The organism is Pseudoglutamicibacter cumminsii, from assembly GCF_016907775.1.
Classification (GTDB): Bacteria; Actinomycetota; Actinomycetes; order Actinomycetales; family Micrococcaceae; genus Pseudoglutamicibacter; species Pseudoglutamicibacter cumminsii.
On record NZ_JAFBCO010000001.1, the window covers coordinates 1,903,511 to 1,918,758 of the forward strand.

At 58.4% G+C, this 15,248-nt stretch carries 13 protein-coding genes and 1 pseudogene; 3 read left to right on the forward strand and 11 right to left on the reverse strand.

All coding sequences use genetic code 11. The annotated features are described in order from the left end of the window. Nucleotides 1-3 precede the first annotated feature (3 nt). Both qcrB and JOD50_RS08680 read left to right on the forward strand, forming a co-directional pair. Nucleotides 4-1,671 (forward strand): cytochrome bc1 complex cytochrome b subunit, encoded by a 1,668-nt coding sequence (gene qcrB / locus JOD50_RS08675; RefSeq protein ID WP_204881207.1) that lies wholly within the window; start codon nucleotides 4-6, stop codon nucleotides 1,669-1,671. Nucleotides 1,672-1,902: 231 nt separating this feature from the next. Then, nucleotides 1,903-3,519 carry an ABC-F family ATP-binding cassette domain-containing protein gene (locus JOD50_RS08680; protein WP_204881208.1) on the forward strand — a complete coding sequence of 539 codons (1,617 nt, stop codon included), beginning with the start codon at nucleotides 1,903-1,905 and terminating at the stop codon, nucleotides 3,517-3,519. Between the two features lie 5 nt (nucleotides 3,520-3,524). On the opposite strand, the gene JOD50_RS08685 is transcribed toward JOD50_RS08680, so the two are convergent. The 7 genes and pseudogenes from JOD50_RS08685 to JOD50_RS08710 form a co-directional block, all read right to left on the reverse strand. Further along, nucleotides 3,525-3,974: a GntR family transcriptional regulator gene (locus tag JOD50_RS08685; protein WP_239541563.1), complete on the reverse strand. Its 450-nt coding sequence runs from the start codon at nucleotides 3,972-3,974 to the stop codon at nucleotides 3,525-3,527. Nucleotides 3,975-4,043: 69 nt separating this feature from the next. After that, a pseudogene (locus JOD50_RS10710) lies at nucleotides 4,044-4,412 on the reverse strand (winged helix-turn-helix domain-containing protein); the annotation flags it as partial. A 153-nt stretch (nucleotides 4,413-4,565) separates the two neighbouring features. After that, complete coding sequence (locus JOD50_RS08690; protein ID WP_204881210.1) at nucleotides 4,566-4,967, reverse strand: cytochrome c oxidase subunit 4; 402 nt, start codon at nucleotides 4,965-4,967, stop codon at nucleotides 4,566-4,568. Between the two features lie 7 nt (nucleotides 4,968-4,974). Further along, a complete protein-coding gene (ctaD, locus tag JOD50_RS08695; RefSeq protein WP_109302953.1) occupies nucleotides 4,975-6,696 on the reverse strand; it encodes an aa3-type cytochrome oxidase subunit I in 1,722 nt (573 codons plus the stop codon). A 6-nt stretch (nucleotides 6,697-6,702) separates the two neighbouring features. Continuing rightward, nucleotides 6,703-7,602, reverse strand: coding sequence for an aa3-type cytochrome oxidase subunit II (gene ctaC / locus JOD50_RS08700; protein ID WP_204881211.1), 900 nt, complete (start codon nucleotides 7,600-7,602; stop codon nucleotides 6,703-6,705). Nucleotides 7,603-7,748: 146 nt separating this feature from the next. Further along, on the reverse strand, nucleotides 7,749-8,099 hold the full coding sequence (erpA, locus tag JOD50_RS08705; RefSeq protein WP_101629311.1) for an iron-sulfur cluster insertion protein ErpA: 351 nt from the start codon (nucleotides 8,097-8,099) through the stop codon (nucleotides 7,749-7,751). A gap of 120 nt (nucleotides 8,100-8,219) precedes the next feature. Then, nucleotides 8,220-9,635: a dipeptidase gene (locus tag JOD50_RS08710; protein WP_204881212.1), complete on the reverse strand. Its 1,416-nt coding sequence runs from the start codon at nucleotides 9,633-9,635 to the stop codon at nucleotides 8,220-8,222. 133 nt (nucleotides 9,636-9,768) lie between these two features. On the opposite strand from JOD50_RS08710, the gene JOD50_RS08715 reads away from it, so the two are divergent. Then, nucleotides 9,769-10,317, forward strand: a complete 549-nt coding sequence (locus JOD50_RS08715) for a DUF3043 domain-containing protein (RefSeq protein WP_204881213.1) — start codon at nucleotides 9,769-9,771, stop codon at nucleotides 10,315-10,317. 125 nt (nucleotides 10,318-10,442) lie between these two features. On the opposite strand, the gene JOD50_RS08720 is transcribed toward JOD50_RS08715, so the two are convergent. The 4 genes from JOD50_RS08720 to leuA form a co-directional block, all read right to left on the reverse strand. After that, on the reverse strand, nucleotides 10,443-11,510 hold the full coding sequence (locus JOD50_RS08720) for a quinone-dependent dihydroorotate dehydrogenase (RefSeq protein ID WP_204881214.1): 1,068 nt from the start codon (nucleotides 11,508-11,510) through the stop codon (nucleotides 10,443-10,445). Nucleotides 11,511-11,569: 59 nt separating this feature from the next. Then, complete coding sequence (locus JOD50_RS08725; protein ID WP_338052086.1) at nucleotides 11,570-12,412, reverse strand: isoprenyl transferase; 843 nt, start codon at nucleotides 12,410-12,412, stop codon at nucleotides 11,570-11,572. A 20-nt stretch (nucleotides 12,413-12,432) separates the two neighbouring features. Continuing rightward, on the reverse strand, nucleotides 12,433-13,197 hold the full coding sequence (gene recO, locus JOD50_RS08730) for a DNA repair protein RecO (RefSeq protein ID WP_204881215.1): 765 nt from the start codon (nucleotides 13,195-13,197) through the stop codon (nucleotides 12,433-12,435). Nucleotides 13,198-13,285: 88 nt separating this feature from the next. Continuing rightward, on the reverse strand, nucleotides 13,286-15,046 hold the full coding sequence (gene leuA, locus JOD50_RS08735) for a 2-isopropylmalate synthase (protein WP_204881216.1): 1,761 nt from the start codon (nucleotides 15,044-15,046) through the stop codon (nucleotides 13,286-13,288). Nucleotides 15,047-15,248: the final 202 nt, after the last annotated feature.

Genomic DNA, 15,248 nt, shown 5'->3' on the forward strand with positions numbered 1-15,248 from the left:
ACTATGACCAACACAGTGACTGAATACCAGGCAAAGACCAAAACTGGTCGCATTGCCAACTTCGTTAACACCCGTACCGGCGCTCAGGCGCTTGTCAAGGAGTTCGGCCGCAAGGTCTTCCCAGACCACTGGTCATTCATGTTCGGTGAGGTTGCCCTCTACTCGTTCGTGATCCTCCTGCTGTCCGGTACGTTCCTGACGTTCTTCTTCGATCCATCGATGACGCACGTCACCTACACCGGCTCCTACCCTGGTCTCCAGGGCATCGGCATGTCGGCGGCCTACCACACCGCACTCGACCTCTCGTTCGACGTTCGCGGTGGCCTGTTCATGCGCCAGCTGCACCACTGGGCTGCACTGCTCTTCGTAGCTGCAATGTCCGTTCACATGCTGCGCGTGTTCTTCACCGGCGCGTTCCGCCGTCCACGTGAACTGAACTGGGTTGTCGGTTGCGTACTGCTCATCTTGGGCCTCGCGGCAGGCTTCACCGGCTACTCCCTGCCAGACGACCTCCTCTCCGGTAACGGTCTGCGCATTATCGACGGTGTTATCAAGGCGATCCCGGTCGTCGGTACCTACATCTCGATGTTCCTGTTCGGTGGCGAGTTCCCAGGCGAACACATCATTCCTCGCCTCTACGTGCTGCACATCCTCGTGGTTCCAGCGATGATCCTCGCAATGATCGTTGTCCACTTGATGATGGTCGTAGTGCACAAGCACACCCAGTACCCTGGCCCAGGCCGCACCAACAACAACGTTGTCGGCTACCCAGTTGGTCCTGTTTACGCAGCAAAGGCTGGCGGCTTCTTCTTCGTCGTCTTCGGTGCGTTGGCATTCATCTCGGGCGTGTTCCAGATCAACGCGATCTGGCACTACGGTCCATACGACCCATCGCCGGTCTCCGCTGGTACTCAGCCTGACTGGTACATCGGTTGGGTTGACGGCGCGCTGCGTCTCATGCCAGGTATGCTCGGCGACTTCTCGTTCGAGCGCGTTGTATCGCTCCCTTGGGGTGACAACACCTTCGCATTCGCAGTGCTCTTGCCAGCGCTCGGCCCGGCACTGTTCCTGTTCGCCCTGATGTTCGGCTGGCCATGGATCGAACGCTGGATCACCAAGGACAACCGCGAGCACCACATCCTCGACCGTCCACGTAACGCTCCGTTCCGTACGGCCGTCGGTGTTGCAGGTGTGATTTTCTACTGCGTCATGTGGGCGGCAGCGTCCTCTGACCTCGTAGCAACGCACTTCAAGGTTTCGCTCAACGACGTCACCTACTGGCTACGCGTCCTGTTCTTCCTGGGCCCAATCCTCGGCTTCATCATTACCCGCCGTATCTGCCTCGCGCTTCAGCGCAAGGACCGCGAGACCGTCCTGCACGGTAGCGAATCCGGCATCGTACTGATGAGCCCAGAGGGCGGCTTCCACGAGAAGCACACCCAGCTCAGCGAGTACGACCGCTGGCAGCTGGTCTCCTACAACTCGCCTGCCTACATCCCGGCTCAGCCTGATGAAGACGGCAAGATCACCAAGAAGGAGCGCCGCCGCGCCAAGTGGGCCAAGTTCTTCCTCGAGGACCGCGTCGCACCGGTCACCCCGGCAGAACTCGAAGCAGCTCACGAACACCACGATGAGATCGAAGGATCTGATCACCGTTCGGTAGAGAAGTAAGCTTCAACACCACACAGTCAAAGGGTGGGTTCGAAACTATGGTTTCGAACCCACCCTTTGCGTTACCCGGGCTCTGTCGACAGCATCCTTCCTTCCAAGACTCGCGCTCAACTGGTGTGTATAGTCGTTAAACGTGAACATGTGATCTCCACCCCGCTTCTAACGGCAGCAGTCGGCACGCTATAGGTGCCCATTGTGTTGCTAGAACCTAGCAATGCTCAGGAGATCACTATGCCTTCCATCAAGCTCGATCATATTTCTTTCGCATACGGTTCACACCAGGTACTAGATGAGGTGTCACTCAACGTTGGTGATGGTGAGCGAGCCTTCCTTGTGGGACCCAATGGCTGTGGCAAAACCACGCTCTTGAACGTCGCCTCGGGGCTACTTAAACCAGACAGCGGTCGTTTCACCTCCGGGGTTGTTGGCGCACCGATTCCAGAACCGGAACGCTTCAACGGTACTGTAGCGGAGTATTTTGCGACCGCGTTGGCACCGTTGCATGAACTGTCGCGACGCTTCGAAGAAACCACTGCATCGCTATCTACTGGCGACACCGGCGTCGAGCGCGAATATGACCAGCTTTTGGCAGCGATGACCGCACGCGATGTCTGGTCACTCGAAGCACGCCTAGATGAAACACTTGAAGGCCTAGGTCTAGGGGCGCTTTCTGGTTCTTCGGAGCGTCTGCTCACGAGTCTCTCCCCCGGTCAGCGTGCACGCCTTCACTTAGCTGCGCTGCTCACGCTACGACCAGACGTGCTGGTACTCGATGAACCGACAAATCACCTGGACCGTGAGGCGATCGACTTCCTCACCGCGATGGTCTCCAAGTGGCCCCGCCCTGTGCTTGCAAGCAGTCACGACCGTTTGTTCATTGAGAACGTTGCGACTGTCATCTACGACATGGACATCACGGTTTGGCAAGAGCTGGCCAGAGCCGAAGGCCAAGAGCTTACAGGTGGACTGTTCCGTAACGCTGGCAACTACTCGCAGTATCTAGCTGCGAAAGAAAAAGCTAGGCAATCACATCGTCAAATTCATGCGGAGCAGCAAGCAGATAAACGGCACATACGTGAGCACCGTAACGAGAGCATGAAGATTGCGGGCGGCGGGGTACGCCTCAAGACCGCGACGGGAAAGGCAAAGAAGTTCTTCGCCGACCGCGCAGCCGCGACATCCGTCAAACGCACACGCAACGATGACGTCAAGCTAAAGCGTCTAGAAGAGCGCGAAGTCCGTAAGCCACGAGACTATCAACTCGAACTCAGCATCCCAACTCCAAAGCCACAAGAAGGCCTAGCTCTCAGCATTCGGCACGTTGCTGTCGAGCACCGGCTGACACCGTGCGACCTCGACCTATCTGCCGGTGAACATCTTCTTGTAACTGGCGAAAACGGTGCCGGAAAATCGACTTTGCTGCAGTGGATCGCCACCGCTCAGCCGCCCGAGGGCGTTCTCTCGTCAGGGAGCATAACTCGCAAAGAGTCCGTGACTATGGTTCCGCAACGACTTCCAATGGAAAACGACCCGGGGTTCAATGCTGACATGTGGTGCAACGGTGTGGGCGAGCTCGGTAAGGGCTTCATCCACCCAGCAATGTGGTCTACCCCGATTCCTGAGTTGTCGGACGGAAACCAACGCAGAGCGCAATTAGCTGTTGCCATGTCAGCCCACCCGACAACACTGATCGTGGATGAGCCAACCAACTATCTGGATCTCGACACCATCGAGTCGTTGGAACGAGCCTTACGTGACTGGCCGGGAACACTGATCATAGCTAGCCACGATCGGTGGCTGATAGAGCATTGGCAGGGCCGCCATCTCCACCTGCAGTCATGCAGGTAAAAGCTCTAGTGGCGCCTGAGATCAAGCCTGATCGGGAATGTCTCAGGCCTGTAGAACGTACCGCTGAAGATCACCACGTTATCGCCTGAGAACTGGTGACGCACGATCTGCAGGAGTGCCGCCTTAGAGTTCAGGTTGAGCATCCGCTCCTGCAACAGCGTTGCTGTTACAGCCTCTATCTGCTCCAATGAGCGATCCAACGAAACATTGCATCGTTCCGCTAAGTGCTTTTCGATCTGAGCGCTCGGGCGGCCCTCCAAGAGGCCTGGCACGCGGCGCAATGCCACATACATCTCCTCGACTGCAGCAGGCGCCTCATCGGTGCTATGGAGGCGCTGCAGATACAGGATCTCCTCCCCCGGCTCAATACGTAGCTCACGAGCGAGAAGATTCGTTGCCTTGACAACCTCATGACGGATCAGGCGAACGCTCGGAGTGCGGTGCCGTAAACGCATCTCCTCAGCGAACGTGCGCAACCCGTAAGTAGGCGGTGTTGCTTGAGGCCGGGCTGAACGGGTCCCCCTACCAGGCTGTACCCGCACGTAACCTTCCCGCTCCAACGTCTCTACCGCAGTTCGTAGCGTGGTGCGGGAGACCTGGAGTGCCTCAGCCAGTGGCCGCTCCCCCGGTAGCCGCACACCGGGAGGTATTTGCAGTAGTACACCGCGTAGAGCTTCTGTGAGGCCATCTGAGCGCTTATACGCTTCTCGACTGCGCTGACCACGCTGTGCCGGGCCTTGAGCCCCCATGGGGTGGTGCCGCCACGCGTCAACAAATGCTTGCAGAATCAGGTCAGTGCTTGTGACGACTGATTGAGTATCGTCTCGACGTGAAGCAGAGTCGCTATGTGGATTGTCCGTTGTGCTCTCGGTGATAACTGACGAGTTCTTCATGGAACGTCCTGCCGCAGAAGGTCTGACACGTGAAGATAAGAAACGACGAGGGCTTACGTCTCAACTATATCCACTAAGGCGCGTTCGCATGGTTAAACAGCTGCGGGCTCCCACACCGTAGTGTGGAAGCCCGCAGTCTGAATCAGCTAATGCTTAGTGGCGGTAGGAGCCACGGTTCAGCTCGAAAGCCCAACCAATGACGCCAACTGCTACAGCGCCCAGGCCGATGTAGAAAACCCACCAGCCGATAGCCAGGCCCGCGAAGCCGATAGCTACGCCAGTACCGAGCATGAGCGGCCACCAGGACCATGGGGTGAACTGGCCGTAGATACCAGCACGGTCAGCGATCTCGCCGTCATTGTTGTCTTCAGGAAGATCGTCAGAGAGCTTGGCGTGCTTGTTGAAGTAGTAACCGATCATGCCGGTCATCAGACCGAGCAGCACGAGTGCTGGGAAGCCAACCCACTCTTCAAAGTTGGTCAGGAAACCGTAAACGATTCCGACCGGGATGAAGAAGAAGATGCCAGCAAGGAAAAAGTAACCGCTAGTTTTCATAACCTAATCACTTATCTCCCTGGTCAGCAGGACCGAAGATGGTTGCTACCGCGCCCTTCGGCGTTACACGACCCGAGGCGAGCTCTGGGTGGTGCAGGTCGAGGGCTGGACGCTCGGAGCGAATGCGTGGCAGCGAGTAGAAGTTGTGACGTGGGAGCGGGCAAGGAGTTGCCCACTCGAGCGAGGCACCGAAGCCCCATGGGTCATCAACCTGTACGCGGCGACCGTTGCGATGGGTGATGAATACGTTCAGGAAGAACGGAATCATCGAGACTGCAAGGATCATTGCACCGACCGTGGAGACCTGGTTCATAGCGGTGAAGCCATCCGACTGCAGGAAGTCAGCGTAACGACGTGGCATACCCATGACGCCGAGCCAGTGCTGTACCAGGAAAGTCAGGTGGAAACCGATGAACACGAGCCAGAAGTGAATCTTGCCCAGGCGCTCGTTGAGCATCTTGCCGGTCCACTTTGGCCACCAGAAGTAGAAGCCTGCGAACATCGCGAACACAACGGTACCGAAGATCACGTAGTGGAAGTGAGCCACAACGAAGTAGGTATCGGACACGTGGAAGTCCAGCGGAGCCGAGGACAACGTAATACCGGTGAGACCACCGAAGAGGAAGGTCGTAAGGAAGCCGAGGCTCCAGATCATCGGAGTCTCAAACGTGATGGAACCGCGCCACAGCGTACCGAGCCAGTTGAAGAACTTCACACCGGTTGGCACAGCAATCAGCATGGTCATGAAACCGAAGAACGGAAGCATAACCGAGCCGGTGACGTACATGTGGTGCGCCCAGACTGCCACCGAAAGAGCTGCAATCGCGATGGTCGCGAAGACAAGACCCTTGTAACCGAAGATTGGCTTACGGGAGAAGACTGGGAAGATCTCGGAAACCACACCGAAGAACGGCAGAGCGAGAATGTAAACCTCTGGGTGACCGAAGAACCAGAACAGGTGCTGCCAGAGAATCGGGCCACCGTTGGCGGCGTCGAAGATCTGGGCACCCAAGCGGCGGTCAGCGCCAAGGGCGAACAGTGCTGCTGCGAATGGTGGGAACGCCATGAGGATCAGCATCGAGGTGATCAGCGTGTTCCACGAGAAGATCGACATGCGCCACATGGTCATACCAGGTGCACGCAAGGTGATGATAGTGGTGATGAAGTTCACCGCACCGAAGATGGTACCGAAGCCCTGAAGCGCAAGACCGAAGACCCAGAGGTCACCGCCCAAACCAGGGCTGAAGGTCGTGGATGCAAGTGGGGCGTAACCGAACCAACCGAAGGATGCTGCACCCTGTGGGGTGATGTAACCCGACATCGCAATGAGCGAGCCGAACAGGAAGAACCAGAAAGCCAGAGCGTTCAGACGTGGGAAAGCCACATCCGGTGCACCGATCTGTACTGGCATGAGGACGTTCGCGAAGCCAGCGAAGAGCGGCGTACCGAACATCAGCAGCATCAAGGTGCCGTGCATCGTGAACAGCTGGTTGTACTGCTCCTTGGTGTGCAGAATCTGCATACCTGGCTCGAAGAGCTCAGCACGGATCAGCAACGCCATGACACCGGCGATGCAGAAGAAAATAAACGCAGAGATCAGGTAAAGGTAACCGATCTTCTTGTGGTCAGTCGTCGTAATCCAGTCGACGATGATGCGTCCCTTGGACTTAGGCACCACCGACTGAGCTACGGTGCGAGACTCGTTGGTCGAGTATTCAAATGTTGCCACGAGTCATCACTTCCCTTCTCGGCTCGGCTCTTCTTCGCCGGTCAGACGGTGGTAGGAAGGGTCGTTAGTCGGAGTAACCTCAAGGCGGTTGTACTCCTCCTTCAGGCTGCCCTTCTCCATCTTCGCGAGCTGCTTCTTGAATTCTTCCTCAGAAACAACCTTCACCTGGAAGATCATCTCGGAGTGGTATTCACCACAGAGCTCAGCACACTTACCTGGGTAGGTGCCTTCCTTCTGCGGGGTGAGCCACATGTGGTTCTGCTTGCCTGGGATCATGTCCATCTTCTGAAGGAACGCAGGAATCCAGAACGAGTGGATCACGTCACGCGAGTTCAACTGGAAGTGAACCGGAACGTTAACTGGGAGGTAGAGCGTTGGGAGCTTGGACTCGTCAACGACCTTGCCTGGCTCGTGCACCTGGGTCGTGACCTGGTAGCGCTGTTCGCCCTCGTAGTCGTAGTTGAAGTCCCAAGCCCACTGCTTGCCGTAAACGTTAACGGTCAGCGGAGAGTCAACTGGAGTGTCGACCTTCTGCTGGGTGCGGTGGGTGAAAATAAAGAAGGTCATGACAATGGCGATCGGGACCGCCGTGTAGAAGACCTCGAGTGGCAGCGAGTAGCTCAGCTGCTTTGGATAGCCGGTATCGCCCTTGCGGCGGCGGTAGGCAACGATGCACCACAGAGCCAAGCCCCAGGTAATCACACCGATTACCAGCGAGGCGATCCAGGAGTGATTCCACAGCTCAGCGAGTGCGCGAGTGTGGTTGGTCGTGTCCAGATCTTCCAGGGGCAGGAAGCCATTCTTGGACACGGGGGTGCATCCCGCGAGGGCTAGTGCCCCAACGGCAAGGATCCCGCCGAAGACCTTAGTCTTGACGCGACCGCTGGTCCGAACTTGCGAACTCACAGACGGCCCTTCCTCTTGAGTGTATGCGGATGACGTGATGTGTAAGCGGCGGCCAGTCCTAGAACTGGCACACCTACTCTTATAAGAGAGTACCGCTCTTTGGCTTTCGGCGCACAGTTGGCACGCCGAAAGCACTTAATAGTTGGTCAGTGGAACGAGTCGCCGCATGCGCATGAGCCTGCAGCGTTCGGGTTGTCGATCGTGAAACCGACTTTCTCGATAGAATCCTCGAAATCGACGGTCGATCCCGCAAGATATGGGGCCGACATCTGGTCCACGATGAGTTCAACGCCGTCGAAATCGCGGATGGCGTCGCCGTCCAGGACTCGCTCGTCGAAGTACAGCTGGTAAATCAGTCCAGAGCAGCCGCCCGGCTGAACAGCTACACGCAGACGAAGGTCATCGCGACCTTCCTGCTGAAGCAGTTCACGAACCTTACCGGCAGCGCCGTCGGTCAAAGTGACCTCGTGGCTTGCAGTTTCTGCAGCAGTTGTCATGAGAAAACCTCCATACCCGACACGCAGTGTCTCAGCGTGCCGTGTTTTGTGCGGTGTTCGATGGCGGTTTTTCTACCGCCATCGAACACTCAGTGTTGTCTCTAGTGTAGACCTCGGGTCTTAGCGGTTTGAGGCGCTTGAAGCGAGGTGCGCGAGCAGCAATGCTTCGGAAAGCGTGGCCTTGTAGAAGTCTTCAATGTGAAGTGATTCGTTGGCCGAGTGTGCTCGCGTGTCTGGGTCCTCGATACCTGTGACGAGAATCTCAGCGTCTGGGAAGACTTCCTGCAGATCACCGATGAATGGGATCGATCCACCCAAGCCCATTTCTACCGGCTTGACGTTCCACGCCTGCTCGAGCGCCCACATCTTCGCCTGAGCTGCCGGGGACGATGTGTCGGTTGCAAACGATGGACCAACCTCGGTGGTCTTGTAGGTGATCTGTGCGCCAAAGATGTTCTGCTTTGCGAAGTGATCTTCCATTGCCTTCGCTGCTTGTGCTGGATCCTGTCCTGGGGCCAGACGCACCGATACCTTGCCGCGCACCATCGGGATGATTGTGTTCGAAGACAACGAAACGTTGGTGATGTCCATACCGATGAGCGAAATGGCTGGCTTACGCCACAAGCGGTCTGCGATCGAACCGGTACCAGCGAGCTGCAAGCCATCGAAGACGTTGGCGTCGGCACGGAAATCAGCTTCCTCGTAATCGATCTCAGCGCTGGAAGCGGTCGCGAGTCCCTCTACCGCCACGTCGCCGTTCTCATCGTGAAGGGTTGAGACCAAGCGGGCCGCGATCGTCGGGGCATCCAAAACAGGCCCGCCGAATACACCCGAGTGAACCGCATGCTCGAGTACGCGTACCTCGAACTCACCTGCAGTCAGGCCGCGCAGCGACGTGGTCAGTGCGGGCTGACCTACCTTCCAGTTGCTGGAATCGGCCACGATAATGACGTCGGCCTTGAGGGCATCGCGGTTTTCCTTCAGGAAGTTAGCGAAAGACGGCGAACCGGCTTCCTCCTCCCCCTCGATGAAGTACGTGAGGCCCAAGCCCGTTGCAGCTGCAACCTGATCGACAGCACGCAACGCGCCGAGATGGACCATGATGCCGGCCTTGTCGTCGGCGGTTCCGCGTCCGTACAGACGCCCATCAACCTCAGTTGCCTTCCAAGGGTCCGTGTTCCACAAGTCCAGATCGCCGGTTGGCTGCACGTCGTGGTGTGCGTACATCAGAACAGTAGGCATGCCCTCAGCGGCTTCGCGGCGCGCGATGACCGCAGGGCGGCCCTCTACCCCATCGGGACGGGCGGCCGAAAGGATGCGGACATCATCCAGGCCAGCGGAACGGAAAAGCTCCGCGACAGCCTCGGCCGAGTCAATAACAGGCTGTGGATCGAGGTCATCCCACGCGATCGATGGGATCTCAACGAGTGCGCTGAGCTCATTGATGAGCTGCTCGCGTTGGCCGTCAACTGCGGCGCGAAGCTGATCGATGATCTCAGAAGGCACAGCGGAATGAGTTGGGTTTGTAGGTGTCATAGAACCAACACTAATACGAGCAACGTGTGCAAGAACACGTCGCTGTTCGGTAAACAGTGCAAAGACCGATAAGATAAGGGCCGTGTTTGGTCGTAAAAGGAATGAACAGGCGGGGAACACCCCGGAACCTGTAGTGGAAGAAGACAAGGGCAAGGCACCTGGCGCCAAGAAGGGTCCTACCCCATCGCGCCGAGAACAGGAAGCAAAGAACCGCCGCCCTTTGGTGGGCGGTTCCCCGGCAGTCTCGAAGCAACGGGACCGTGAGCGCCGCGCCGCTGAAGCCGCACGCATCCGTGAAGGCATGCGCACCGGCGATGAGCGTTACCTGCTGGCCCGCGACAAGGGTCCGCAGCGTCGCTATGCCCGCGAGTTCATCGACGCGCGCACATCCATCGGTGAGACGTTGCTCATCGTTGTGGTGCTGTTCCTCGTGACCTCGCTGCTGATGTCTTCGATCCTTCCACCTGAAGCGCAGGCCAACATGGTCTTCATCATGTGGATCTACCTGTTCATCGTGATCGTGGACGGGATCTGGGCTAGCCGCCAGCTCAAGAAGCGCTTGCTCGCGAAGTTCGGCGAAGTCCAAAAGGGGACGATGTGGTACGCGTTCATGCGTGCGCTGCAGTTCCGTCCGATGCGCCAGCCTAAGCCGCAGAATAAGCGCGGCCACTACCCAGAGTAAAGCTCTCGAATCGAGTAGAACTCACCAACTAAGGAGAGCTCACGAGGTAGAAACGGTTCGGGACCCACCTGCATGGTGGGTCCCGAACCGTTTAAGGAGCCTGCTATCGACGCGTGTGCCGAGTTTTACTTCCGGCCATAGGCTTTCTTGAGGGCACGGTTGATGCGGTGCACCCAGAACGGCCCCTCATACAGGAAAGCCGTGTAACCCTGAACCAGATCCGCGCCAGCCTCGATGCGCTCAATGACGTCGTCGCCAGACGTCACGCCACCAACGGAGATGATTGCGATATCTTTCGGAAGGGACTCTCGCAGGATCTCTAGGACCTCGATCGAGCGCTCGCGCAGTGGGCGGCCGGACAAGCCACCCGCGCCGAGAGCCGCAACCTCATTCGTTGGCGTCGAAAGTGGCTCACGCTTGATCGTCGTGTTGGTAGCGATGACCGCATCCAGGCCCAGATCCTGAGCCAAACGGGCTACATCGCGAACGTCTTCGTCCGCGAGGTCCGGGGCGATTTTGACCGCCAGCGGCACGTGGCGATCAGTGACCACCGCATCGGCCTCTTCACGCACCGAGGTGAGCAGCGGACGCAACGATTCGATGTCCTGGAGCATCCGTAAGCCCGGCGTATTCGGCGAGGAAACGTTGACAACCATGTAATCGGCGTACGGAGCCAGCGTGCGAGCCGAAAGACGGTAATCGTCAACCGCGTTCTCGAGCTCAACAACCTTGGTCTTGCCTATGTTCACGCCGATGATCGGGCGGATGCCCGCGCGGCGACTCAAAACCTCACGCGTGCGCGCCAAACGCGGTGCGATCGCGGCCGCGCCTTCGTTATTGAAGCCCATGCGGTTGATGAGCGCCTTGTCCTCCACCAGACGGAACAGACGAGGCTGAGGGTTGCCGTCTTGTGCCTGGCCCGTCACCGTTCCGACCTCGATGTGGCCGAAACCAAGGTTCGTGAGCGCGGTGGTGCCGTCTCCGTGCTTATCGAAGCCAGCGGCCAGACCAAACGCCGAAGGGAACGTCAGCCCCATGACGCGCACAGGCGTCGATGGGCGGGTCCAGCGCCGCAGGACCGCGCCGAGGCCGCACTTCTCGGCCAACTTGATCATCGAAAAACCGATGTGGTGTGCCTTCTCGGCATCCATGCCCGAGAAGGCAAGCTTAAAAAACGTAGGGTAAAAACGCATCAAGCAACTTCCTGATCAACACAACTGCTCGGATCACAACAACGCTCACAATGCATGAGCTAAACCTCTGTCCCACCTGAGTTGGCCGGCGCCGCATCATGCGGAGAATTCAACGAAACCGGCTTATTCACCGCACCACCAAACCGGCGATCCCGCGAAACATACTGCTCTAAGGAATCCCAGAACACTTCGCGGTTCATGTCCGGCCACAACGTATCTAGGAAAACCAATTCGGCGTACGCGGACTGCCACAGCAAGAAGTTCGAGATGCGCTGCTCCCCTGAGGTACGCAAGAACAAGTCGACGTCGGGCAGGTCCGGCTGATACATCCGCGCTCCCAGCGCTTTCTCCGTGATCCCTCGCGCAGAGACCGCACCGGAAGCGTAATCGGATGCCAAAGCCTGGACTGCGTGCATGATCTCGGAACGGCCGCCGTAATTGACGCACATCACTAGATCCATCACGGTGTTGTTCCGTGTCATCTCTTCGGCAGTCTGCAACTCAGAAATGACGGACTTCCACAACCGGCCAGGTTCACCGGACCAGCGGACACGAACACCCCACTCGTTCAACGTGTCACGCTGCCGACGCAAAACATCGCGCGAAAAGCCCATCAGGAAGCGGACTTCTTCAGGGCTGCGCTTCCAGTTCTCCGTAGAAAACGCGTACACCGAAACATGCTTGATGCCGGCCTCAATAGCGCCAGCAACAACATCCAGAAGCGCCTGCTCCCCCGCCCTGTGCCCCTCTGTGCGTGGCAGGCCCCGCTGATTCGCCCATCGGCCGTTGCCATCCATCACGATGCCCACATGACGAGGCAACAAAGACTTCTTATATCCCGGAGCGAAGCGGACAGGCCCCTCGCCAGGGGCGGGAACCGAAGCGGAAGAAACATCAGCCACTATGAGCGCAAACCTCCGACCTAAACTTCCTGCGCGCGATCCAGCACGCTCAACGACTTAACAGACCGTTCGAGGTGCCACTGCACATATTGTGTCACGATCTCACCGGCCTGCCGCATCGTTGCCTGATCGGCGCGCTGAACCCTTTCCCACTCCCCCGTGTTCAAGGCATCCAGCAGGTCCATGACCTCAGGCGAGGGACTGCGGGAGCCAGCGGGACGGCAATCGGGGCACACAGCTCCACCCAGCGGAACGTTGACGCTGCGATGAGAGCCAGGCATACCGCATCGAACGCATTCAGCGAACGACGCCGCCCAGCCAGCCACGGCCAGCGAACGCAGAATATAGGAATCCAGCACAGCGAACGGATGCAATTGGCTGTTCGCCAACGCGTTAAGCGCCCCGTAGAGCAGCGTGAACTGCGTGTGGGTCGAATCCGCATCATCACGCGTGAGCTTTTCGGCGACCTCAACCATGACGGCGGCGCAACTGTAGCGAACATAGTCCGCGCTCAACGCAGCGCCGTAAGCCTCCACGATTTGAGCCTGTGTCACGGTGTCCAGGTTCCGGCCCTTAGCGAACTGAGCGTCGATGATCATGCCCGGTTCCAGCACCGCACCGAACCGCGAGGACGTCCGACGGACACCCTTCGCGACAGCCCTTACCTGGCCGTGCGCCTGCGTCAGCAACACCACGATGCGGTCAGCCTCCGCGAGCTTGTAATGGCGCAACACAACAGCGCGATCCCTGAAGGATCGCGCCGAGAAAGTTGAACCACGGGCCATATCTACACCCTATATACAGGAGCTGACACACGTGCGGGTGGGGTGCGCGGTTGAATACGCACCCCACCCACACGGACTCAATGATTGATTACGATGCGGAAGCGGCTGCCGCCTGGCGGTCGCGGATCGCGCGGTTGACAGCGGAGATCACAGCGTTCAAGCCAGCGAGCGTCGTGTTGGTGTGGATGCCCACACCCCACAGGATGCGGCCATCAACTGCGGCCTCGATGTACGCGGCAGCGCGAGCGGCGCCACCGGCCTCGAGCGCATGCTCGGAGTAGTCCATGACACGCACATCGACGCCTTCTGCGTTGAGCAGGTTCACGAGGGCGTCGATCGGTCCGTTACCGGACGAGGCACGGACACGCTCGATACCATCGATCTCCATGGTCGCGGTGAGCTTGACTGAATCGTTCGACTCGTGCGCGCTCTCGACGTTGAGCAGACGGAAGTAACCCCACTGCTCGTCATCTTGCTTGGCTGGCAGGTACTCGTCAGTGAAGACGTTCCACAGCTGCTCGGACGTGACCTCGGTTCCAGAGGTCTCCGTGTGCTTCTGGACGACCTGGGAGAACTCGACCTGGTGTCGACGTGGCAGATTCAAACCGTAGTCCGCCTTCAGCAGGTACGCGACGCCGCCCTTACCGGACTGCGAGTTCACGCGGATCACAGCCTCGTAGGTGCGGCCCACATCGCGCGGGTCGATCGGCAGATAAGGAACAGCCCACACCATTTCGTCGACGGTCTTGCCGGCTGCCGCGGCATCGGCCTCCATGGCTTCGAAGCCCTTCTTGATCGCATCCTGGTGCGAACCGGAGAACGCGGTGAAGACCAAGTCGCCGCCCCACGGGACACGCTCTGGGATCGCCATCTGGTTCGCGTACTCGACCGTGCGGCGGATCTTGTCCATATCGGAGAAATCGATCTCAGGGTCAACACCCTGGCTGAACATGTTCATGCCCAGCGCGACGAGGTCGACGTTACCGGTGCGCTCACCGTTACCGAACAAGCAGCCTTCGATGCGGTCCGCGCCAGCCATGTAGCCCAGCTCCGCTGCAGCGACGCCGGTTCCGCGGTCGTTGTGCGGATGGAGCGAGAGGATGATGGATTCGCGGTTCTTGAGGTTGCGGTGCATCCACTCGATCGAGTCCGCGTACACGTTAGGGGTCGCCATTTCGACCGTTGCAGGCAGGTTGATGATGATTGGGTTTTCCGGTGTTGCGCCGAATTCTTCGACGACCTCGTCAACGATACGGCGCGCGAACTCGAGCTCAGTACCCGTGTATGACTCCGGTGAGTACTCGTAAATGATCTCGGTGTCACCCGACATCTGCTCTTCGTATTTCTTGCACAAGCGCGCACCGGTCAAAGCGATGTCGACGATGCCGTCCTCATCCTGGCGGAAGACGACGCGGCGCTGAAGGATCGAGGTCGAGTTGTAGAGGTGCACAATCGCGCGGTGAACGCCGTCGAGGGCTTCAAAGGTACGCTCGATGAGGTGCTCACGCGACTGCGTCAAAACCTGAATCGTGACGTCTTCAGGGATCAGGCCGTTGTCGATCAGATGGCGTACGAAATCAAAATCGGTTTGCGAAGCGGCAGGGAAACCAACCTCGATCTCCTTGAAACCCATCTCAACCAACAGCTGAAACAGCTTGAGCTTGCGGTCGGTATCCATCGGGTCGACGAGCGCCTGGTTACCGTCGCGCAGGTCGACTGCGCACCAACGCGGTGCCTTAGTGATCTTCTGGTCAGGCCACGTACGGTCCGGCAGGTCAACAGTGATCTGCTCGTGGAAAGGGACGTACTTGTGGATTGGCATGCCGGATGGCTGCTGAAAATTCTTCACGGTTTAGCTCCTGTAGACAACGTAGGTGCAACGGCCGGGCGCGAAAGTTTCCGCAACAAAAGACTCCGCGACGAGATTCGGCCGAAACGTTGATCTACAACGTGCCTACCGAGCATGATTGCTCAGGTTCAGGACTCTGGCATCTCGTCGCGGCAAGCAAGAAGAAGCATGCGCACCGTGATCATGTTTACAAACCTAACAC

Coding starts and splice junctions, on each gene's coding strand:
- JOD50_RS08690 (WP_204881210.1), bottom strand. CDS start 4,967: ATGAAAACTAGCGGTTACTTTTTCCTTGCTGGCATCTTCTTCTTCATC.
- JOD50_RS08680 (WP_204881208.1), top strand. CDS start 1,903: ATGCCTTCCATCAAGCTCGATCATATTTCTTTCGCATACGGTTCACAC.
- recO (WP_204881215.1), bottom strand. CDS start 13,197: ATGGCCCGTGGTTCAACTTTCTCGGCGCGATCCTTCAGGGATCGCGCT.
- JOD50_RS08685 (WP_239541563.1), bottom strand. CDS start 3,974: ATGCGTTTACGGCACCGCACTCCGAGCGTTCGCCTGATCCGTCATGAG.
- qcrB (WP_204881207.1), top strand. CDS start 4: ATGACCAACACAGTGACTGAATACCAGGCAAAGACCAAAACTGGTCGC.
- JOD50_RS08720 (WP_204881214.1), bottom strand. CDS start 11,510: ATGCGTTTTTACCCTACGTTTTTTAAGCTTGCCTTCTCGGGCATGGAT.
- erpA (WP_101629311.1), bottom strand. CDS start 8,099: ATGACAACTGCTGCAGAAACTGCAAGCCACGAGGTCACTTTGACCGAC.
- JOD50_RS08710 (WP_204881212.1), bottom strand. CDS start 9,635: ATGACACCTACAAACCCAACTCATTCCGCTGTGCCTTCTGAGATCATC.